The 23,099-nt window shown below is 36.1% G+C and carries 14 protein-coding genes; 7 read left to right on the top strand and 7 right to left on the bottom strand.

Annotated features, from left to right (window positions below; genetic code table 11):
• Positions 1–9 precede the first annotated feature (9 nt).
• Positions 10–750 carry an MlaE family ABC transporter permease gene (locus tag GQN54_RS00485; RefSeq protein ID WP_160630877.1) on the top strand — a complete coding sequence of 247 codons (741 nt, stop codon included), beginning with the start codon at positions 10–12 and terminating at the stop codon, positions 748–750.
• Entirely contained in the window at positions 751–1,506 is a 756-nt protein-coding gene (locus GQN54_RS00490) for an ABC transporter ATP-binding protein (RefSeq protein WP_160630879.1), read from the top strand.
• A 6-nt stretch (positions 1,507–1,512) separates the two neighbouring features.
• Here GQN54_RS00490 and GQN54_RS00495 read toward each other — a convergent pair whose 3' ends face one another.
• The 6 genes from GQN54_RS00495 to gcvP all read right to left on the bottom strand — a co-directional run bounded on the left by GQN54_RS00495 (position 1,513) and on the right by gcvP (position 14,478).
• Positions 1,513–3,366, bottom strand: a complete 1,854-nt coding sequence (locus GQN54_RS00495) for a T9SS type A sorting domain-containing protein (protein ID WP_160630880.1) — start codon at positions 3,364–3,366, stop codon at positions 1,513–1,515.
• Between the two features lie 9 nt (positions 3,367–3,375).
• Positions 3,376–5,274 carry a T9SS type A sorting domain-containing protein gene (locus GQN54_RS00500; RefSeq protein WP_160630882.1) on the bottom strand — a complete coding sequence of 633 codons (1,899 nt, stop codon included), beginning with the start codon at positions 5,272–5,274 and terminating at the stop codon, positions 3,376–3,378.
• Between the two features lie 157 nt (positions 5,275–5,431).
• A complete protein-coding gene (locus GQN54_RS00505) occupies positions 5,432–7,321 on the bottom strand; it encodes a T9SS type A sorting domain-containing protein (protein ID WP_160630884.1) in 1,890 nt (629 codons plus the stop codon).
• 192 nt (positions 7,322–7,513) lie between these two features.
• A complete protein-coding gene (locus GQN54_RS00510; RefSeq protein ID WP_160630886.1) occupies positions 7,514–9,421 on the bottom strand; it encodes a T9SS type A sorting domain-containing protein in 1,908 nt (635 codons plus the stop codon).
• A 155-nt stretch (positions 9,422–9,576) separates the two neighbouring features.
• Positions 9,577–11,484, bottom strand: coding sequence for a T9SS type A sorting domain-containing protein (locus GQN54_RS00515; RefSeq protein WP_160630888.1), 1,908 nt, complete (start codon positions 11,482–11,484; stop codon positions 9,577–9,579).
• A gap of 111 nt (positions 11,485–11,595) precedes the next feature.
• Positions 11,596–14,478: an aminomethyl-transferring glycine dehydrogenase gene (gene gcvP / locus GQN54_RS00520; protein WP_160630890.1), complete on the bottom strand. Its 2,883-nt coding sequence runs from the start codon at positions 14,476–14,478 to the stop codon at positions 11,596–11,598.
• A gap of 606 nt (positions 14,479–15,084) precedes the next feature.
• On the opposite strand from gcvP, the gene GQN54_RS00525 reads away from it, so the two are divergent.
• The 4 genes from GQN54_RS00525 to GQN54_RS00540 are packed head-to-tail and all read left to right on the top strand — an operon-like array spanning position 15,085 to position 19,113.
• A complete protein-coding gene (locus GQN54_RS00525) occupies positions 15,085–15,636 on the top strand; it encodes a UbiA prenyltransferase family protein (protein WP_160630892.1) in 552 nt (183 codons plus the stop codon).
• A 51-nt stretch (positions 15,637–15,687) separates the two neighbouring features.
• Positions 15,688–16,965: a kynureninase gene (gene kynU, locus GQN54_RS00530; protein ID WP_160630894.1), complete on the top strand. Its 1,278-nt coding sequence runs from the start codon at positions 15,688–15,690 to the stop codon at positions 16,963–16,965.
• Between the two features lie 11 nt (positions 16,966–16,976).
• On the top strand, positions 16,977–18,311 hold the full coding sequence (locus GQN54_RS00535) for an FAD-dependent oxidoreductase (RefSeq protein WP_160630896.1): 1,335 nt from the start codon (positions 16,977–16,979) through the stop codon (positions 18,309–18,311).
• A 1-nt stretch (position 18,312) separates the two neighbouring features.
• Positions 18,313–19,113 (top strand): hypothetical protein, encoded by an 801-nt coding sequence (locus GQN54_RS00540; protein ID WP_160630898.1) that lies wholly within the window; start codon positions 18,313–18,315, stop codon positions 19,111–19,113.
• Between the two features lies 1 nt (position 19,114).
• On the opposite strand, the gene GQN54_RS00545 is transcribed toward GQN54_RS00540, so the two are convergent.
• Entirely contained in the window at positions 19,115–19,756 is a 642-nt protein-coding gene (locus tag GQN54_RS00545) for an MBL fold metallo-hydrolase (RefSeq protein WP_160630900.1), read from the bottom strand.
• 72 nt (positions 19,757–19,828) lie between these two features.
• Between GQN54_RS00545 and GQN54_RS00550 the strand changes: the two genes are divergently transcribed.
• A complete protein-coding gene (locus GQN54_RS00550) occupies positions 19,829–23,095 on the top strand; it encodes a hypothetical protein (RefSeq protein WP_160630902.1) in 3,267 nt (1,088 codons plus the stop codon).
• Positions 23,096–23,099: the final 4 nt, after the last annotated feature.

The following is a 23,099-nucleotide window of genomic DNA, read 5'->3' on the forward strand; positions in this document are numbered from 1 at the left end:
AAAAAGAGAATGAACTTACTTTCTCACATGGGGCAATTTTCTATCCTAATGGCTAGAACATTTAAAAAACCGGAAAAAATGAAAATTTTTTATCGGCAATTGATGTTTGAAATTGACTCATTGGGTATTGGTTCTTTGGGTATTATTGCAATTATCTCCTTTTTTATGGGCGCAGTAATTACCATTCAAACCGCATCTAATATTGACAGTGCATTAATCCCGGCATACACCGTAGGATTTACTGTCCGTCAGTCTATGATTTTGGAGTTTGCTCCGACGATCATCGCACTAATATTAGCTGGAAAAGTAGGTTCAAACATCGCTTCAGAAATTGGCACTATGCGTGTATCTGAGCAAATTGATGCTCTAGAAATCATGGGTATCAATTCTGCCTCTTATTTGATTCTTCCCAAGATTACCGCAGCAATGTTGATTAATCCGTTTTTAGTCATCATTAGTATGTTTATCGGAATGGCAGGCGGATACCTAGTTTCATGGGGCACAGGAATGATTCCTACTTCTGAATACATTTACGGATTAGAATATGATTTTAAAGTATTTAGCGTCTACTATGCAGTTATAAAAACGATATTTTTCGCATTTATAATTACTGCAGTGCCTTCCTACTATGGATATTTTACGAAAGGTGGCTCATTAGCTGTAGGTGCAGCAAGTACTAAAGCCGTTGTTGCAAGTAGCATCATCATTCTAATTATCAATTATATATTAACTCAATTGTTACTGGTATAAATGATAAAAATAGAAAATGTCAGCAAGGCCTTTAATGGCGAACAAATTCTTTCTAATATTAATATCACCTATGAGAGAGGAAAAACCAACTTAATCATAGGAGCTAGTGGTTCAGGAAAGTCTGTTTTAACCAAATGCACGGTTGGACTAATAAAGCCCGATTCAGGAAAAGTTTTTTTTGATGATCGTGAATTTACCTCATTAAATACGCAAGAGCGCCAAGAAGTTCGCACTGAAATTGGAATGTTGTTTCAAGGCAATGCGCTTTTTGATTCACTTACCATTGAGCAGAATGTAATGTTTCCACTTCAGATGCACTCCTCAATGAATGCAGAAGAGATGAAAGAGCGTGTAGACTTTTGTTTAAAGCGAGTTCAACTTGAAGGAGTAAACCACAAATACCCTGCAGAAATAAGCGGTGGTATGCAGAAAAGAGTAGCGTTAGCTAGAGCCATAGCTATGAAGCCAAAATACCTTTTTTGCGATGAGCCTAACTCAGGCTTAGATCCTCAAACTTCCATTGTAATTGATCAATTGATTAGTGAAATTACGAAGGAAAATGACATGACTACAATTATCGTCACCCATGACATGAATTCAGTTATGGAAATAGGTGAAAAAGTGATATTCATACATAAAGGCAAAAAATGGTGGGAAGGTGATAGCGAAACCATTCTAACCACTGACAATCAAGAATTATCTGATTTCGTATTCGCTTCTAGTGTAATGAAACGACTAGCTAGATCTAGCAAATAAAATTAACTACTTTAATACTATCTTCTCCACTCCTTTTTTCTGTCCGCCTTTAAGGGCAATAAAATAAATCCCTTTATCTAAATGCGACAAATCGACATTAGTTGTGGATATATTAGACGGGATATGGCCAACAAATACAGTTTGACCAAGCGTATTCATTACTTCTAGTTGTTTCGGCTGAGAATTCCCCATAAAATTCACTTGAATTATCCCATTCGTAGGATTCGGAAAAACTTCTAAATGAAAATCATGGTCAATCTGTTTCTTTATCCCTACATTACTTTGTCCAAAGTGCATACGCATCATTGGTTGTTTTGGAGTCCAACCCCATGAAGGATTAGAGCCATTTATATTGATGTAAGTCCCAAATTCATAGTTATTAGGATGAAACTTCTCAACATTCAATGCACGACCAACTGTTAACTCACGGTTAATCGAATCGCCAAAGGTTTGTTTCAATGCTAAAATATATTGTCCCGAATCTAAAAGAATTGGTGGATCAACTTTAAAATCTAACCAACTCCCTACATTATTACTATCCAAAAAATATTCAAAACCCTCGTACTTTAATCCGGGAATCATAATCATATCTGTAATGGAATTATAAGAGGTGTCAAAACCCCAAACTTGAGCTTTAACACCAACTCCTACGTTCCATGTACTCGCTCCAATCAGATATGAAATGGACGTTAATAAATTGGTTGAATCAATGTGAAAGCGAGTCCCTACAATTCCACCATCGTTTGAAGGAAAACCAAATGACCCTGAACTTACTGACCCAAAGCTTTGATCCAAATCTTTAGCGTAAATAGAATCCGTAATTTCATAATGAATCGTATCCTCATCAAACAATTCATTGACAGAATCTGAAGAAAGTGAATAAATCAATTGGTATTTTCCAATACCATCTTGATTAGCATAAATAGCACTTGATAGCACAGATGATGAATCTCTTTTTAGTGTATCTATACGAGTAGAAGGTGTAGAATAAACAACAGCATTATCCTTTAGAACCCTCATATCTAGCTTTAAATTGCTAGCAGGCTCTCCACCAACATTTCTAACATGCGTCTTTAGCTGAATTGGGCTAGCCATACCTACTGGCACTTTAGTATAATACTCCAACCTTCCATCACCATTTGAAATAGCAACCTTATCAATTACCACAGCATTATTATACCCTTCAACAATCGCAATATCGTCTATCATCCAGTAGTAATGTGAGGCGTTCTGATAAAATCGGATATAAATTGTATCCTGGTTGGCGGCAACTGAGGTGATGTCTAATTCTATAGCAGAATTTACCACAGTATTAGGACTTGAACTTAATTTCGCATTAAAACTCACCCAATTTACTTTGTCGCTACTCACTTGTAACTCCATAGAATCCGTCGCACTATTACAACAATACCTATAACTCTGTTGCCATCGTACTTTTACACTTCTTTTTGGTGAAATTACAATAGGGCCCGAGGTTAAATAGGCGTCCATTGATAGAAATCCATTTGCGGGTGTAGGAGTATTGTAATAATCAGATGGAAGAGATGCAAATCCATTTAGAGATGTAGTAGAGTGTATTGCTTGTACATTAGAAGAATATTGACCTCCCGGCGCTACTGTCGTATAAATCCAATCAAAAGCGTTCCCTGTTAGATCAGTAGATATCCATCCATTTGGAACGAAACCATTCGCAAAATCTTCATACCACAAAGTGTCTCCCGCAGATTTATTCCATCTAGTATTGTGATTAATTTTTGCATCAATTACTTCTTCAGCTTTAATTAGCAATGCTTCTTGGGCAATCATTCCAAGATTAAAACTAATGAACAAAAAAAATAAGCCACTTCTGATAAAATTCATAGGTATCATTTAGTAAACAACCACCTTTTGCGTGATCATTCTTCCGTGAGCAATGGATTGAATAAAGTACAGTCCTTTAGGTTGGTCAGTCATATCGATTCTGAAAGGAGAGTTTCCATTTGAAATGGATAAACGCTTAACCACCCTACCTTCTATTCCGTATATAATAATCTCGCTTACCTCTGAAGACAAAGGTAAAATGAGGTTAAAAACCCCTTTTGTAGGATTCGGTTGAATTTGAAAAGCCTCAGAATTTTCTTGTTCTTCCTTCAAACTAACTGGCGCACAAACTCCAGTCAAAGGGGTCGCTACATTTAGCCGAATCATAGGCATGGTATTAATAACTCCCCAATTAGGTACAAAGCCACCATTTGCATAAAGAAATGATATAAAATCCTTGTCAAATGACTGATAGTTCTCTGCATTCACATCTCTTCCCATGTATAACTCACGTCCATTTTGAAACCCATCAGACTGCTCTACAACTGCAACATACCTTCCAGGAGCAGCTGTCACTAGATTCATAAAAGGAATACTAATCCACTGCCCTAAGTCAGAAGTTTGGACCACGTAAGTATTCGCACTTTGAGCAATGACAGTATTCAAAGCAGCATTCAAAGAGCCAGCAGTAGTATCAAAACTCCTGACACTGACTTTTACACCCGCACCAACATTTAAAGGATTGTTAGTGACATAAAATGAAATAGAACTTAAAGCCTCTGAACGAAACAAATCATAACTTAATGCAAGACAAGAACCGTTCACATTCCCACCAACAAAGCTTCCAGGCCCTACTTCCGCAGTAGGTTGATTGTAATCACGTGCATAAACTGAATCTGTAACTGTAAAACTATAGTTGGCGGCATTTGTATTTTGACTAAGTATGGATGAGTTTGTTTTATAGACTACGTTATAGACTCCTTGGGGCAATTGTTTGTTTACAGCACCTTGCATCATCAAAACACTGTCAGAATTTGGAAGCAATTGAGTCAAACTGGTAGAAATTCCAGAGTAATACACATTTGCTCCTGAAACAACAGCAGCTTTCAACTGAACATTATTGGAATTTATACCACTTTCATTTTTCACTCGTGCAGCAGGATATAGTGAGTTAGTCGCTCCACAAGGCATCATACTATACGACCCTCCTTGACTAGGGTAGTTGTATAAATAGGTGTCAGGCATAGTAATTCCGTTATTTGAAATTCCTTGCCCTTCAACAATAGCAATATCATCAACCATCCAATAATAATGTGTAGCCAGTTGATAAAACCTAAGGTATATGCTTGTTTGATTTGCAGCTACTGAAGAAATGTCGATTTCCATTAAATTGAATGTATGACTATTAGCCGATACCGATAATTTTGTATCAAAACTTGTCCAGTTAATATTATCTGTACTCACTTGAAACTCAAAAATATCTGTATTAGAATTACAACAATACCTGAAAGTTTGTTGGAACCGAACTAGCACGGACGATTTAGCTGGTATGCCAATTGAACCGGAACTTATAGATGAATTAATAGTTTGAAAATTTGCTCCAGGAGGTGTTGGGGTATTGTAAAAATCGGAAGGAAGAGATGCAAAGCCATTGTTATTGGTAGTTGAAGTCAACGGCCCTACATTAGTAGAGTATTGACCACCTGGCCCCTGTGTTGTAAAAATCCATGGAGTATTACCTGTGGAAGTCCATTGATTAGTAGAGAAACCACTCCCAAAATCTTCATACCATAAAGTGTCACCGGGTGCTTTATTGATAGAATTTATGATCGGCTTATTCCGTATTTCATCCACCGAAACAGCTACCAATTGATGTGTTGCAACTTCGAATTGCTTTAAGTTTACTTGACTCATCAGGGGGGATAGTGACAGCGACAATACTGTCAAAAAAAAGGCAACTGTTTTCATGTTGTTTAATTTTATTAAGTCAAGATAATCAATCTACTAAAGTTAGATAAAAAAGTTTAATAATTTATAGACAAATTTATTTCAACCCAAAGAGGACTTATAGAATAGAAAAAGCGTCCTCAATTTTCTTAAGGACGCTTTAACTCGAATTAATAGATTATTGAATAATTATCTTTTCAACTTTTCTGGTGATGCCATTATTTAATGAAATAAAATAGACACCTTTATCTAACGATGTTAACTCAATACTTTTTGAGTATCTATGAGTAATGGTAACATTCTCAGCGTATACTTCTTGTCCTAAAACATTAGCCACTGATAAAACGTAATTCCCTTGATCCGCTGTAATATCTAATTTAAATTGTCCATTACTCGGATTTGGAGAAATTCTAAAATTGTTACCACTTTCTTTCGAATCTTTAATACCTACAGGTAATAAATCTCCAAAGTTCATCCTAATCATAGGCTGTGCGGTTATCCATCCCCAATTGGGCTGTAAAGAACCTGCAGTGTACACAAAATTGCTTAAAAACAAAGTTTGATTATTTGGCTGTAAATCCTCAGTAGCTCTAGACCTGCCTAGTGAAAAACTAATAGCAGCACTACTTGCTAAAGATTGCTCTGCCGCAGCAACATACAACCCTGGAGCAAGTATTGTATCAACTCGGATAGTAACCCAAGTTCCCAAATCTGAAGCCTGAATAGTGTAGGCATTCTGACTTTGCGCCGCTAATACCAAGGCTCCATTAATGGTACTCTGAGAAGTATCAAATTTGTAGATCTTGACCTTAAATTGAGCACCAACATTTAAATTGGAAGAAGCAATAAAATAAGAAACAGAAGTTAAGTTAACCGTGTTATCAATGTTAAATCTAGTACCAATCATTGAACCAGCAGCATCTCCATCAACATATGAACCAGGACCGATGATACCATTTGCAATATTGTAATCTTTAGCAAAGATCGTATCACTTATTTTATAGGTTATGGCATCTTTTTCCAATGAAGGGTTATAGCTAGGCAAAAGTCCTTCTGCCAAATAATTAATCGTATAATCTCCAACTCCATCTGTATTCTGATATGAATTGTTCAAATAAAAAGTGTCTTTGGACAAAGGAGCTAGACTAGTAACCATTCCGGAAGAATCTTCATATACTATTGTTGAGTTTTTATATACGCTAACTTTTAATTTTACATTATTTGCAGTTAATCCCCCGCTATTTCTAATTTCTCCCCCAAATGCTAATGGCTGAGATAATGACTCGGGTACAATTGAGAAAAAACCTTCTCTAAAAATAGAGCCAAACGAATGGTATGATTTTTCCAATTCTAATTGCTCAGTTACCCCTTCTACAACAGCAATATCATCTATCATCCAATAATAATGACTCGCATTTTGATAAAATCGAATATAAATTGTGCTTTGATTTCTTGCAACCTGAGAGATATCCACTTCGAAATCACCCATGAATGAGGTACTAGCGCTTACTCCAGGCTTAGCATTAAATGAAGTCCAATTAATACCATCGGAACTCACTTGCACTAACATTTCGTCAATTACCTGATTACAACAATATCGATAAGACTGCTGCCACCTTAACTTAATACTCGATTTAGGAACTATAGAAATAGGTCCAGAGGTTAAATATGAATCCATGTTGAGAAATCCTCCAGCAGGAGTTGGAGTATTATAAAAATCTGAAGGTAAGCATGCGAAACCATTTGCTCCTGTTGTCGATGCTATAGGAGGTATTACAGTAGAATATTGCCCACCAGGAGCCATTGTAGTATAAATCCAATTAAATCCATTGGACGCATTATTACTCGCAATCCACCCATTATTAGAAAATCCATTTCCAAAGTCCTCGTACCACAAAGTATCTCCAGGGGATTTGGCAAAATTTGTGGTAAAAGTATTTTTTAACTCATTCCCTGATATTGGCCTTGGAATTTCATCAACCCAATTTCCAATCAATTGCTCTTGTTGAGCAAATGATAAAATGGAAATGATAAAAAATACAACAGCTAAAGTATATTTCTTTTTCATAACAAAATGCATTGAGTAAGTACAATATTTAAATTTAATCAATTCTACAGATTTTGTAATTAATACTTATTCTCCATTTCATACAACAGTTATAATTGTTCATAATGGAAAATTAAAAAAAGCTCATAACAACAAAAAAAAGCCTCCTTGATTACTCAAGGAGGCTCCTATAAACATTATTTATCTTATCAATTACTTGATGATCACTTTTTGCACCTCTCTATTCACTCCATTGTCTAAAGAAACAAAATAAACACCTTTATCTAAGTTAGAAAGATCGATATTCTTAGTCAAAGTATTGTTTACAGAAATATCTTCGTTGTATACTACTTGACCAATCACATTTCTAATGGATAAATTGATTCTAAAGTTAAGATCATTAAATTTCAATCTAAAATGACCATCGCTTGGATTGGGATTAATTGTATAACTACCAACCAACTCATCATTATTAACTGATACCAATCGACAGCTATTATATATTGTGGTGTTAATTCTTATCATTGGTAAAGCTGTTATCCAGTTCCATTCTGGTGTGGTTGACCCAGCAGTATATACAAAACTACTATAGCCAACGGTTTGGTCATTTGGCTGTAAATACTCTGAATTAATTGAACGTCCTAATCTCAATTCCACTGAAGTTGTATTATTATTTAACTGCTCAATCGCAGCCACATACATACCTGCTGGAAGAATATTATTATTACAAACATTCAATGTCACCCAAGTTCCTAGGTCACTCGCTTGTATGGTATAAGGTAATGAACTTTGCTTCAACCCACCAACACTAAACGCTCCATTTAATGTTGACTGTGAAGGATCAAAACCCCAAATCTTTGCGCTGACAACTGCTCCAACATTTAAAGTAGAGGGAGATACATAAAAAGACATAGTTGAAACAATAGTGCCAAACCTAAAACTATATCGAGTTCCAATGCTTGAACCAGCATCATCTCCTCCTAAGTAGGCGCCTGGTCCAATTGCACCGCCAGAAACTCCGTAATCTTTCGCAAACACAGTATCTGTGACTGAAAAAGAAATAGACTGTGAAGTTAGAGAGTCTATCGTATTCACTGAGTCAGCAGCTGCAAAATAATTAATACTGTAATCTCCAAATCCATCATGATTGGAATAGGGCAGTAATAAACGAACTGTGTCTGATTCATTAAGATTTAATGAGTTTTTATTAGAAGCAGAATCACTGTATACCATAACCCCTCCTTTTTTAACATTAACCTTCAGCTTTGGATTAGTGGAAACAGCAGCCCCCACATTCTTAATTTCGCCACTAAATTGTAATGGTTGTAATAAATGAAGTGGTATTTTGGTATAAAATCCTTCTCTATCAACAGTACCAAAAGAGCTCAATCCTTTTACTAACTCCAATTGGTTATCAATTCCTTCTAGAATAACTATATCATCTATCATCCAAAAATAATGACTCGCACTTTGATAAAATCGGACATATATAGTATCTTCATAGCTTGCAATTGAAGTAATGTTTAATTGTTTCTTTTCATCAACAAAGGTATTGGGAGTATTGCCTCCTTTTACGTCATAAGTAATCCAATTTATGCTATCTGTACTTACTTGAACTTCCATACGCTCAGTAGCTGCATTACAACAATAACGGAAGGACTGCTGCCATTGAAGTATTACAACTTTAGTTGGAGTAATGACAATGGGACCTGAAGTCAAATAATTATCCATATTGATGAATCCGCTTGTGGGAGTCGGGGTATTGTAAAAGTCTGATCGTAATGACGCAAAGCCGTTAGCGGAAGTAGTAGAGGCAATTGGAGTAGCAATAATAGAATACTGGCCACCTGGAGCCAAGGTTGTATAAATCCAATCAAATCCCTTATTTGAAGTGTCTGTTGTCCTCCAATTATTCGTGGAAAATCCATTTCCGAAATCCTCATAAAATAAAGTATCACCCTGTGCTTTGTTGGGCGTTGCCAAAATTTTATACTTCAGTTCATCTACTGAAATAGCAGCTGGCATTAGATCCAAAAGATTGTCCCTAACGCTATCTTGTTGGCCATAGCTTACAGTCATAAATAGCAGCTGGAGTCCGATTAAAAGAGAGAATCCTTTCATAGGTTTTAGTTTTTGTTTCCCTAAATATAAGCATTTTAGCATTCATCAATCCAAATCCAAAATTAATTTCAATTCCAGCAACCAATTTCTATAAACAAAAAAAAGCCTCCTTGATTACTCAAGGAGGCTCCTATAAATTTTAGTTATCTTATCAATTACTTGATGATCACTTTTTGTACTTCTCTATTCACTCCATTCTCTAAAGAAACAAAGTAAATACCTTTATCTAAGTTTGATAAATCAATATTCTTAGTCAAAGTATTGTTTACAGAAATATCTTCGTTGTAAACTACTTGACCAATCATATTTCTTACAGAAAGGTTAAATCTCGCGTTCTCAGCATCGATTTGAACTTTAAACTGTCCATTACTTGGATTTGGAGAAACGTTGAAACGGTTAATTGCTTCTTTAGTTTCATTAATACCAATTGGTAATAATTCACCGAAGTTCATTCTGATCATCGGTTGACGAGTAATCCATCCCCATGATGGTGCAGCAGCACCCGCAGGATATAAATAGGTTGTGTAGTTTGGTGTTTCGTTATTCGGCTGCAAGGCTTCAGAATTCAATGCTCTACCTAAAGTAAAATCAACGGTAGCAGTATTTGCATTACTTTGCTCTACAGCAGCAGCATAATTTCCTGCAGGTAATGTAACAGCTGGGATCATTGGGAAAGTTACCCAAGCTCCTACATCAGTTGATTGAATGATATAAGGAATTGGGTTCTGAGCTACAACTCCAGGAACATTCATTGCATCATTCAATGAAGCTTGAGAGGAATCAAACCCCCATACTTTAGATTTAATTTCAGCACCAATATTCAATGTAGAAGTTGAAATAAAGTAGGAAACTGAAGTTAATTTAGCCGCTTGCTTTAAGTTGTATCGAACAGCTACTCTTGAACCAGCTGCATCTCCATCAACATATGAACCAGGCCCAACAGTACCGTTGGCAACATTATAATCTTTACCAAAAATAGTATCAGTAATTGTAAAGTCGATAGATGTCATTGTACGAGCCATGTCAGAACTTGCTGCACTTGCAACTGCACTGTAGTTGATGGTATAATCTCCAGTACCATCTGTATTTGCATAAGGCGTTACGATATCTACTGTATCAGAAGTTTGAGGAGCTAAAGTAGCTGCTGCTGAAACAGAATCGTTGTAAACTACCGAACTACCCTTAGTAATATTTACTTTTAGTTTAGTGTTGGTTGCGTTAGAACCTCCATCATTTTTAATTTCTCCTCTGAAAGAAATAGGTTGAGTCATGGCAAATGGAACCATAGTATAAAAACCTTCTCTGTCCGTATTTCCAAAAGAGCTTAACCCTCTGGTCAATTCTAACTGATTAGAAGCTCCTTCTACGATTGCGATATCATCAATCATCCAGTAATAGTGGCTAGCTGTTTGATGGAATCTAATGTAAATAGTAGTTTGGTTTGCTGCTGCTGTCGAAATATTCACCTGAATTGGAGCATTAACTACGGTGTTTGGAGTAACCCCCGGCTTTGCTGAATAAGTTGTCCAGTTTACGTTATCGCTACTAACTTCCACTTCCAATAAATCGGTTGATTGGTTACAGCAGTAACGATAATTTTGTTGCCATCTTAACAACACGTTTCCTGTAGCAGGAATAGTAATAGGACCAGAAGTCAAATAAGAATCCATATTAATGAATCCACCACCAGGAGTTGGAGTGTTATAAAAATCTGATCTCAACGAAGCAAAACCATTGGCTGCTGTAGTTGAAGTGATTGCTGGTACTGTTGAAGAATACTGACCACCTGGAGCAGCAGTAGTATAAATCCAATCAAAACCATTCTGGCTTATATCATTAGAAACCCAGCCATTGGTAGAAAATCCTGTTCCAAAATCTTCATAAAATAAGGTATCGCCTTCCGCTTTATTAAAATTTACAGTTGAAGAAGCATTCTTCAAATCTTCTGCAGTTACAGGTACTAATTTCTCATCCATCACTTTACCTACCATTTTCTCTTGCTGAGCAAAAGCGAAGGTAGAAGCTAAAACAAGTGCACCTGTTAAAAAGTAATTCTTTTTCATTGTGTGTGTTTTTAGTTAAACAATTTTTATCAACCCTAAAGTTAAGACTTTTTTATTAAATCAATAGATTTTTACAAAAAGTTTAAATTTATGTTAACGTTTTAAACGGTTCTATTCGCTTAAGACTGGCTCTTCATAATCTTGAATGGGGGCACAACTACAAATCAAGTTTCTATCCCCATAAGCATCATCAACTCTTTTAACTGATGGCCAAAATTTATTGACCTGAATATAAGACAATGGGAATACAGCTCTAGTTCTAGTGTAAGGATAATCCCAATTTTCACTTACCACTTCATTTAGTGTATGAGGTGCATTTTTCAAAACATTATTCTGTTTATCTGCAATTCCATTTTCTATAGACTCTATTTCAGAATAAATAGATAACATTGCTTTAATAAATTGATCCAACTCCTTTTTACTTTCACTTTCTGTAGGCTCTATCATTAATGTTCCTCCCACTGGAAATGAAACAGTAGGCGCATGGTATCCATAATCCATTAATCGTTTGGCGATATCAACCACCTCTATACCCGACTTAGCTTTAAACCCTCTACAGTCCAAGATCATTTCGTGTGCTACAAATCCATTCTCTCCTTTATAAAGAACATCATACTTTTCCTCAAGTAACACACGCATATAATTAGCATTTAAAATCGCAAACTCAGTGCTATTTCTCAAACCAACTGCACCTAACATTCTAATATAAGCATATGAGATAGTCAAAACTAGAGCACTTCCAAATGGAGCCGCTGATATTGCTGTAATTGCCTTATCTCCGCCTGTTGAGACAACCGGGTTGGTTGGTAAGAAGGGCGCTAAGTGAGCTGCAACTCCGATTGGCCCCATCCCTGGGCCACCACCACCGTGAGGGATAGCGAATGTTTTATGTAAATTCAAGTGACATACATCAGCTCCAATCTCAGCTGGATTTGTAAGTCCAACTTGAGCGTTCATATTAGCACCATCCATGTATACTTGGCCTCCATTCTCATGAATAATCTTAGTAATATCTTTTACTGAGCTTTCGAACACACCATGAGTAGAGGGATAGGTAATCATTAAACATGATAATTCATCAGAATATTTTTCAGCCTTTTCTTTCAAATCTGCAACATCAATATTCCCTCTTTCATCGCACTTCACTACAACGACTTTCATTCCCGCCATAACTGCTGAAGCAGGATTTGTTCCATGAGCAGAGGAAGGAATCAAAGCAACATTCCTATGATGATCTCCCCTATCCATATGATAAGCACGTATAACCATCAACCCTGCATACTCTCCCTGAGCACCTGAATTGGGTTGCAAAGAGGTTTGTGCAAACCCAGTAATTTCCGATAAGTATCGCTCTAAATTGTGCAACATGATAGTATAACCTTCTGCCTGATCAACTGGCACGAACGGGTGCAAATTATTAAACTCCGGCCAACTAAGTGCAAACAGCTCACTAGCTGCATTTAATTTCATTGTGCATGACCCTAAAGCAATCATGGAATGAGTCAACGACAAATCCTTATTCTCTAAACTCTTAATGTAACGCATCATATCAGTTTCAGAATGATACTGATTAAATACCTCATGAGTTAAAAACGGAGTGGTTCTCTGAATTGATTCATGAATTGAGATAGGACCAATTTCGTCTCTACTGATTGTAATATCAGACCCTACTAACTTAGCAAAAACATGTAACAGTTCATTTAAGTCATCCAACTCTACTGTTTCGTCCAAACTAATAGAAACTGTAGATTCATCAACTTTTCTAATATTAATTTCTGCAATCAAAGCCGCAGCCACTATTTGGTCTGCAGTATATTTTGCAGTATCCACTTGAATGGTATCAAAAAAGTCAGTGTTTAGGTTTTTAAACCCCAACTCGCTCAACTTTACACTAAGGGCATTGGCATACCTATGAATATTGGTTGAGATCGCTTTAATTCCTTCAGCACCATGATAACAAGCATACATACCTGACATAACCGCTAACAATACTTGTGCTGTACAAATATTTGAAGTAGCTCTATCTCGTTTAATATGCTGTTCTCTAGTTTGCAAGGCCATTCTCAATGCTCTATTTCCACTAGCATCTACAGAAACCCCAATAATTCTTCCGGGTATATTTCTTTTGTATTCTTCTTTTGTTGCAAAGTAAGCAGCGTGAGGACCACCGTAACCCATTGGGATACCAAACCGCTGAGTAGTTCCAACTACTGCGTCTGCTCCCCATTGACCAGGAGCCTCCAAAATTGCTAAGCTCATGATATCTGCCGCTACAACTAAAAATGCATCATTATTCTTTACTTTTTCAGCAAATGATTTGTAATTATATACCTCACCATTCATTGCCGGATACTGAACAATTGCACCAAAAACCTTGTTGGTAAACTCAAATGTTTGGTGGTCTCCTATTACCAATTCTATATCTAAAGGCTCCGCTCTGGTCTGCAGCAATGATATAGTTTGTGGCAGTACTTCCTGAGAGACAAAAAACTGGTTAGCTTCATTTTTCTTTGCATCCTTACTCCTGCTGCTGTAGAACATTGCCATAGCTTCTGCTGCTGCAGTAGATTCGTCCAACAACGATGCATTTGCGATTTCCATTCCGGTCAAGTCAGTAACCATAGTTTGAAAATTAAGCAATGCTTCCAATCTACCTTGAGCAATTTCAGCCTGGTAGGGAGTATAGGCTGTATACCAGCCTGGATTCTCCAAAATATTCCTTTGAATTACTCCCGGCAACTTTGTTCCATGATAACCCAACCCAAGATATGATTTGTATAATTTATTCTTACCGCCCAGCTCCTTTAGGTGTTTTATAAATTGGAACTCACTCATCGCTTTAGGAACATTCAACTCTCTGTCAAGTCGGATATTTGAAGGAACGGTTTTGTTGATTAATTCTTCAATTGAACTCACTCCTATCACGTCCAACATTTGTTGGATTTCACTATCGCGTGGACCAATATGTCTTGATTTAAACTCAGCGGTTGTCATCTGTAATCTGGTATTTAAGTTAAAAAATTAGTGGACAAATATACTCATATCGAAATGTTTCTTTGCTAATTTTTAGCTTATTTTGAATGGCACAAACCTGATTAAAACAAAACAATAAAAAAAGCTTTTAAATACTAACAATTAAATAGTTAAAATAGATTGACTTTCCACATTTCTACAAATCAAAACAGCCATTTACAAAAAGTGTTTTTAATGATTCAATAAACCTCGAATAAAATTGATTTTATATCGCTCTGGTTCTAACTTTACATCTCTCATATACCACCACTAAATTTGAAGGCTACAATCATACATTTCAGCAATTTTCTATTCTATGGAAATGTATTTGTTTCTCTATGCGCTGCAAGTCTAACCTACCTCAATTGTTTGTTTTTCGGAGTCGATCAATTCGCTTTTCATCTTAGTCTATTTATTTTTTGCGCAACAAATGTTGCCTATAATTTTCAACGATTATTTAGAATAAGAAAAACTAACTCTACACCTAGCTCTGCGAGGTTAAACTGGATTAAAAAACATAAAAACCACCTCCTTCTTATGAACTTCTTGTTGTCAGGCCTCGCGTTTTACTGCTTGATTCTGCTTCCAATGAAAGTCCTCGTCATTCTAATTCCAATTGGATTTATTTCATTTTGGTATGTTGTTGACCTTAAATCAATTCCCGCTATAAGAAGCATTCCTTTCATAAAACTTTTTGTCATTGGAATAACTTGGTCTTTGAGTACTTTCGGTTTGCCACTTATGATCTCCAACTCCCTTTATTGTTCTAAAAATTACGCCATTTTATTCCTTTCCATCACATTTTATGTGATACTCCAAACCATTCCTTTTGATATTAGAGACATTGATTACGACACCGAATTAAAGATTAAAACATTAGCTCAAAGACTTGGAGTTAAAAAAAGCAAACTCCTTTCTGCAACTGGCTTCCTCACTTTATCAATCACGTTTTACCTCATTAGTTTTCATGAACTTTCTACCCAAATCATTGTCCAATCTTATGCCATAAGTTCTCTTTTAGCAATCCCCCTCATTCTTGCAATCAATCCACACAAAAAGGAGTATTACTACTCAGGGGTCATTGAAAGCATACTGCTTTTTCCATTTTTGATTCATCTTTTTTTATCGAAAGTTTTTTGAATGGCATAAAACATTCTTCAGGTTTGTATCTTTGAAGCAAAAGAAAATCACATGAACTATATCAACTCACTTGATTTCGCAAAGGAACAAGACCAGAAAGATCCGTTAAAACGATTTAGATCTGAATTTCATTTCCCAAACTTTAATCCAAACGGTTGTTACTATTTCACTGGAAACAGCTTAGGGCTGATGCCGAAAAGAGCAAAAGAAGCCATTGAACAGGAGCTAGATGATTGGGCAAGATTTGGCGTTGAAGGACACTTTCATGCTAAAAACCCTTGGTTTTCCTATCACGAAAACTTTAAAAAAGGAGCAGCTATGATTGCTGGAGCCAAAGAAAGTGAAGTTACCGTAATGAATGGACTAACGACCAACTTACACCTTTTAATGGCCTCATTCTATCAGCCGAAAGGCAAGAGATATAAAATATTATGTGAGGCAAAAGCTTTTCCATCAGACCAATACGCTTTAGAAAGTCAGGTTAAATTTCATGGATTTGATCCAGAAGATGCCATTATAGAAATTCCACCTAGGATTGGAGAACACACCATCAATCATGATGACATTTACGATGCATTAAAAATTCACGGTGACCAAATTGCATTAGTCATGATCGGCGGAGTCAATTACTATACAGGTCAAGTATTCGATATGAAATCGATTACTGAAAAAGGTCATCAAGCAGGAGCTATTGTCGGATTTGATTTAGCTCACGGAGCAGGAAACATTGAATTGAAGCTTCACGAATGGGGCGTTGATTTCGCCGCATGGTGCTCCTATAAGTACTTAAATTCGGGGCCAGGAAGCGTTTCCGGTGTTTTCGTACATCAACGACATGAACAAAACAAAGAGCTCAAACGTTTTGCAGGTTGGTGGGGAACACCATCTGAAGGAAGATTTAAAATGGCGAAAGGATTTGAACCAGCAGTTGGGGCTGACGGATGGCAACTAAGCAATGCGCCGGTATTAGCTATGGCCGCTCATAAAGTTTCTTTGGATCTATTTGAAGAAGCAGGAATGCAGAATTTGTTTGCAAAAAGAGATGCGTTAACAGGATATTTAGAATACATTATTAATGATATTTCTAATCGAAATCCTGCTGCAAATTTTGAAATAATTACCCCTAAAAAAGTCAGTGAGCGGGGTTCTCAAATTTCTATTTTAACACATGGAACTGGAAAGGAGTTATTTGATTTTATCACAGAAAAAGGAGTAATCGCAGATTGGAGAGAGCCCAATGTAATAAGAATGGCGCCTGTTCCTTTATATAATTCATTCGAAGATGTATATCAGTTTGGACAATTATTGGAAGCAGGATTAAACAAATAAGAACAAAGAGTATGGAAAAGATTGCAATTGTCGGAGCAGGATTAGTAGGGTCTTTAGAGGCCATTTTATTAGCGAAAAAAGGTTATCAAGTAGAGGTTTTTGAACGTCGTCCTGATATGCGGTTCGTAGAATTAAGCGCTGGTAGGTCAATAAACTTAGCACTTTCCGATAGAGGATGGAAAGCTCTAAAGATGGCCGGTGTAGATGAAAAAATAAAAGAAACGGCCATTCCTATGTACGGAAGAATAATGCATGCCGTGGATGGAACTTTAACGAGTCAGCCCTATGGTAAAGATGCCCAAGCCATTTATTCTGTGAGCAGAGGTGGATTAAATCAAACCCTGATGAACATTGCTGACCAATATGAAAATGTTAATTTTCATTTCAATAAAACTTGTGAAGACATTGATTTAAACACCAACGAACTTCAATTCACAGACTCTGAAACAAACCAAACGAATAAGTTTAAAGCCGACCGAATTTTTGGTACGGATGGCGCATTTTCCGCTGTAAGATTGAGACTACAAAAAACTCCTAGATTTGATTTTTCCCAAACTTATTTAAAGCACGGATATAAAGAATTAAGTATTCCTCCGAATGAAGATGGAACACATAAAATAGATAAGAATGCTCTTCATATTTGGCCAAGAGGCGAATTTATGATGATTGCATTGCCTAACATGGATGGCAGTTTTACCTGCACCTTATTTTTTCCATTTGAAGGGAAAAACTCCTTTGCATCGCTTCAATCGAAAGAAGATGTTCTCCACTTTTTCAATGAAACATTTCCAGATGCAGTAGGTTTAATGCCTGATTTAGTAAATGATTATTTCGAAAATCCAACCTCTCCGCTTGTCACTGTGAAATGTGAACCATGGAATTATGAAGACAAAATCATTTTAATGGGAGATGCCTCTCACGCCATCGTTCCTTTTTACGGACAAGGTATGAATAGTGGATTTGAAGACTGTTCAGTATTCGAAGAAATGTCGGCAGATTTCGATGGAGACTGGACAAAACTATTTGCTGACTTTGCCAGAGAGCGTAAACCAAATGGTGATGCCATCGCAGATTTGGCTATTCAGAATTTTATAGAAATGCGAGACAAGGTTGCTGATGAAAGTTTCCTTTTGCGAAAGAAAATTGAAAAAAAATTATATTCTAAATACCCAGACAAGTGGATGCCTTTATATTCACAAGTTACATTTAGCCACACCCCTTATTCCACTGCTTTAAAGCAAGGTAAAAAGCAAGAAGCAATAATGGATCAAATCATGGCTAAACCAGAAATTGAAACTATTTGGGACAGCAATGAAATAGAACAGGAGATTTTAAGTTTAATCTAGTATGAAGAATATTCTTGTAATTATTTTATTCTTTCTATCTATAGGAAGTATTGCGCAAATGAGAAAAGAACGCGGCGCCATATTTCCACTAGACAGAGAATTGCGAAATGGTGGATTTATGGTGGCTCCAGGCCTCACTTACACTTTTGCTCCGAAAACCAACGGAACTTTAATTGAAAATGACACACTAAAGACTACTTACGAAGCCAATGCCAAAGGAAAAATTGGAGGTTTTATTCATGCAGGCTGGTTTCACAGTTTCGAAAACCCCTCATTGATTCATTTCATTGACTTTGGGATAAGCTACAAGCTTTTTAGAGGAGAAACAGAAGAAACACAATCTACAGTAAAAAATGGAACTGCACAGCCCGATTTAATGAACACTTATTCATTTAGTGACCATAATTTAGGACTATACTTTAATGCTACACATTCAACCCACCTCAGTCAAAACACGTTTTTAAGTAATTCTATTGGTTTTAATGGAGATTACATTCTTATAGAAGATCGTGAATATTCAGGAGACCAACCTTCACTTAACCCAACCACTCCAGATGAGTTAACCGTTCAATTGCATTATAAAATAGGAATCGGTTTTCGTGCATTCAAGAAACTTTTAATTGTTCCTAGTTTAGAAACTCCAATTTTATCTATACAACCTTTTGAAAACGGGAAGTCTACTTTAAGCTATTTCAATAACAATTATCGTCCACTATTGGTAAGTGTTCAGTTTTACTTTTTGCGAGACGACCCTGTCAACTGTAGCTCTCCTACCTACAATGGCCCAGATTACGGAATGTAAACTATTGAGTTAAAAAAGGATTATTCTTTCGTTCAAAACCGATTGTTGTTTTTTGACCGTGTCCAGGGTATACTGTAAAATCGTCTCCTATTGGAAATAACTTCGTTTTAATAGACTCAATTAAAGTATCATAGTCACCACCAGGCAAATCTGTCCTACCAATACTGCTGTAGAATAAAACATCGCCACCAATTATCAACTTTTCCTTTTTTGCAACAAAAACAACATGACCCGGTGCATGACCAGGCGCAAAAATAACCTCCAACTGAGTGTTTCCAAACTGAATAACCTCACCTTCTTCAATAAATTTCATTTCTCCTCCAAAAGCTGGAATTGAAAATCCATACATAGAGGCATAGCTTGGCACTGCCTCTAACACAGGCAAGTCAGCTCTATGAAATTGAACAGGCAATTGATACTTCGAACAAGCAAAGTCCAACCCAATAACGTGATCGATATGGCAATGGGTGTTTAAAATATGAACGATTTCAATATTATTGTCAGCTATAAAATTAGAAATCTCCTTTTCTTCTGAAGAGTTGGAACAACCGCAATCAACAATTACCCCCTTTTTGGTGTCATCAAATAGTAAATAAGTATTCTCTTGAAAGGGATTGAATGTAAATATTTTAATCTTTAACATATAGCGATTGTTTTTAGCGACAACAAATATAATGGTTAACGTAGATTTTAATTAATTTTATGCCACTATAATATGAAACAAACCCTTCACTTTTTTCCATCTCATCTTTTAAGAAGAGGTATTACGCTAACCCTTCTTCTGTTGGTTAGCTTAACTGTTGATGCCCAGTTTTATAATGGAAGCAACATGGATTTTGGTAAAAATAGGGTGCAATATGAGAACTTTGAATGGAAGTTCTATCGTTTTGAAAAATATGAGACCTATTTTTATACTGGTGGAAAAGAATTAGCAGAGTATACTGCTGAATATGCCCATCATCAGATAAAAAAGCAAGAAGCTTTTTTTGATTACGTATTAGATGAGAAAATTCAATTTGTCATTTATAACAAACACTCTGATTTCAAACAAAGCAACATAGGACTAAGTTCAGATGAGACCTACAGCATAGGTGGAGTGACCAGAATTGTAGGCTCAAAGGTCTTTTTGTATTTTGAGGGTGATTACGAGCGATTAAATCAACAGATAAATTCTGGAATAATAGAAGTTTTAATTTATCAGATGATGTATGGTGGAAACTGGAAAGATGTTATCAAAAACTCAGCTTTACTTACTTTGCCTCAGTGGTATGTTAATGGATTAATTTCCTATTTAACTAAAGGAGACGATCCAGAAGTTATCAATCGAATTAAAGATGGAATCACGAATGAAAAGTATGATAAATTTAATCGTTTAAACCCAAAAGAAGCTACGGTGGCAAGTCATGCTATGTGGAGCTACATTGCAGACAAATACGGACCATCTACCATTAGCAACATTTTATACATGACAAGAGTTACTCGTGATGTTGAAGATGGGTTTATTTATGTAATCGGTACTGGCTTTGATGATCTTAAAAATAGTTGGATTAAGTTTTATCAGAACAATTACATGAATAATGGTGCTCCAGAATACACTAAAACCAATGCTCAATTGGATTTTAAAACTCGAAAAAACAGAGCCTACCAACAACTAAAAGTGTCATCTGACGGCAATAAGGTAGCATATAGCACCAATCAAAGAGGACAATATAAGGTATTTATCTATGACCGTGTTGCCGATAAACGCACTCGAATATTTAAAGATGAACATAAATTAGATCGAATTGTAGATTATTCATATCCAGTTTTAAAATGGCATCCAACGGGTAAATTACTTTCTTTTTTCAGAGAGGAAAAAGGACAAGTTTTACTATGTACGTATAACCTAGAAGAAGAACAATTGTATCAGAAACCCATATTTAATCTAGAGAAGATACTCAGTTTTGATTATTCTCCAGACGGTAAACAAATGGTTCTATCAGCTGTATTTAATGGACAAACCGACTTATACCTCTACAATATAGGCGGAAATACACAGAAAAAAATAACGGATGATATTTTTGACGATTTACATCCTTCCTTTGTAGAGGGAGGACATGCTATAGCATTTGCTAGTAATAGAATTACCGACAGTTTAAACCCCACATCAATTCTGATTAAAGACTTGGATTACAAACGAGATATTTTTGTAATCGATTACAAATCAAAAGAGCCTAGATTAGTTCGGGTAAATAGCACAGCAAACTTAACGGAGAAAATGCCCATTAATTTCAACGGTTCAATAGCCTATTTGGGTATAGAGGATGCAACCTATGGAAGACATATCGCCAAGTTTGATAGCGCAGTTAGCCGAATAGATACTACTATTCACTACAATTATTTTTACACGAAAGAAAACTCGACAACCTATAGTAGAAACATTTCAGAGCAGAGCAGCTCCCTATCAGGCTCTAATTATTCGGAAATTGTATTTGATAATGACAAGTATTTGCTGACTGTTGAAGACTTTAATTCCAAATCAAAAACGGAAGAAGAGCCGAAGAAAATTCGCAATAAAAAATCGTCTAAATCCGAAGAAGCTAGAAGGAAAGATAACGACAATGAACGAACCATTGTTTTAATATCAAAACCCAAATCAACACTAAAAGGAGATGAAAATTTTGATATTAATAATTACCAATTTGAAAATCAGAAAAAAGCAAAAAGAACAGTAATACCCATCACCACAATTGATCAGGACGCTCCTGTTAAACAAGAGGAAAAAGCATTCGCACTCACAAACCAAAGAAATTACAACTTGAATTTCAAGATTGACAATTCTGATATTCAATTGAACAATACCTTTTTAAATGGTCAATACCAAGTATTCACTGGAAGACCTTATAATAACCCGGGGCTGGGAGCTACAATGAGACTAGGAGTTGTTGACTTAATGGAGGATTACAGAGTATACGGAGGCTTCAGATATTCAGGCAATAGTCAAGAATATTTATTAGGTTTTCAAGATTTAAAAAAACGATTAGATAAAGAGTACATTTTAAGCCGAATAAAAACTAATTCAGAAATTGGGAATACACCTGCCGACATTTTCACCCTACAAGGAACTTACTCTCTTATCTATCCATTCAGTGAAGTTGCCAGCTTAAGGGGTACTGTTACCGCCAGAAACGACCGTATTGTGCCTTTATCTGTTAGTGCGAATTCGCTTGAAACACCAATCCGAAACGAGGCCTGGGGAAGTTTAAAGATGGCCTATGTCTTTGATAATACCAGAAACATTGCCCTAAATATTAAGTATGGAACTCGATTAAAAGTTTTTGGAGAGTATTACCAAAAGGTATTTGATGAAAATAATGACAATACGGATGGAAACCTATATGTTGTAGGTTTTGATATTAGAAACTATCAAAAAATTAGTCGACAACTAATTTTTGTAACGCGACTAGCGGGGAGCTCGTCATTTGGTAAAGATAAACTCATTTATTACATGGGAGGAGTTGATGATTGGTGGAAAACCTCCAATAACTTTGATGATACTAAAATAGATGAAACACAAAATTATCGCTTTCAAACGATCGCCACTAATATGCGTGGTCACCTTCAAAATATAAGAAATGGAAATAATTTCATGGTCTTTAACAGCGAACTGCGTTTCCCTGTATTTTCCTATTTCATAAGAAAGCCTATACAATCAGAGTTTATAAAAAACTTCCAATTAATTGGATTTGCAGATGCAGGAACAGCATGGACTGGTTCTAGTCCATTTGATGACAAAAACCCATCCAATACCGAAAACATTTATCAAAAACCATTTGAAATTGACGTTTTTAATCTCAATGATCCGATAGTTGGTGGATACGGGTTTGGATTAAGAACCATGTTATTGGGCTATTTTGTTCGAGCAGATTGGGCCTGGGGAATCGAAAATGGAGTTGTTAACGATAAATCTATTTTCTATTTATCATTGAGCATGGATATTTAATAAA

The sequence above is a fragment of the Acidiluteibacter ferrifornacis genome, assembly GCF_009909615.1.
GTDB classification, from domain to species: Bacteria; Bacteroidota; Bacteroidia; order Flavobacteriales_E; family Vicingaceae; genus Acidiluteibacter; species Acidiluteibacter ferrifornacis.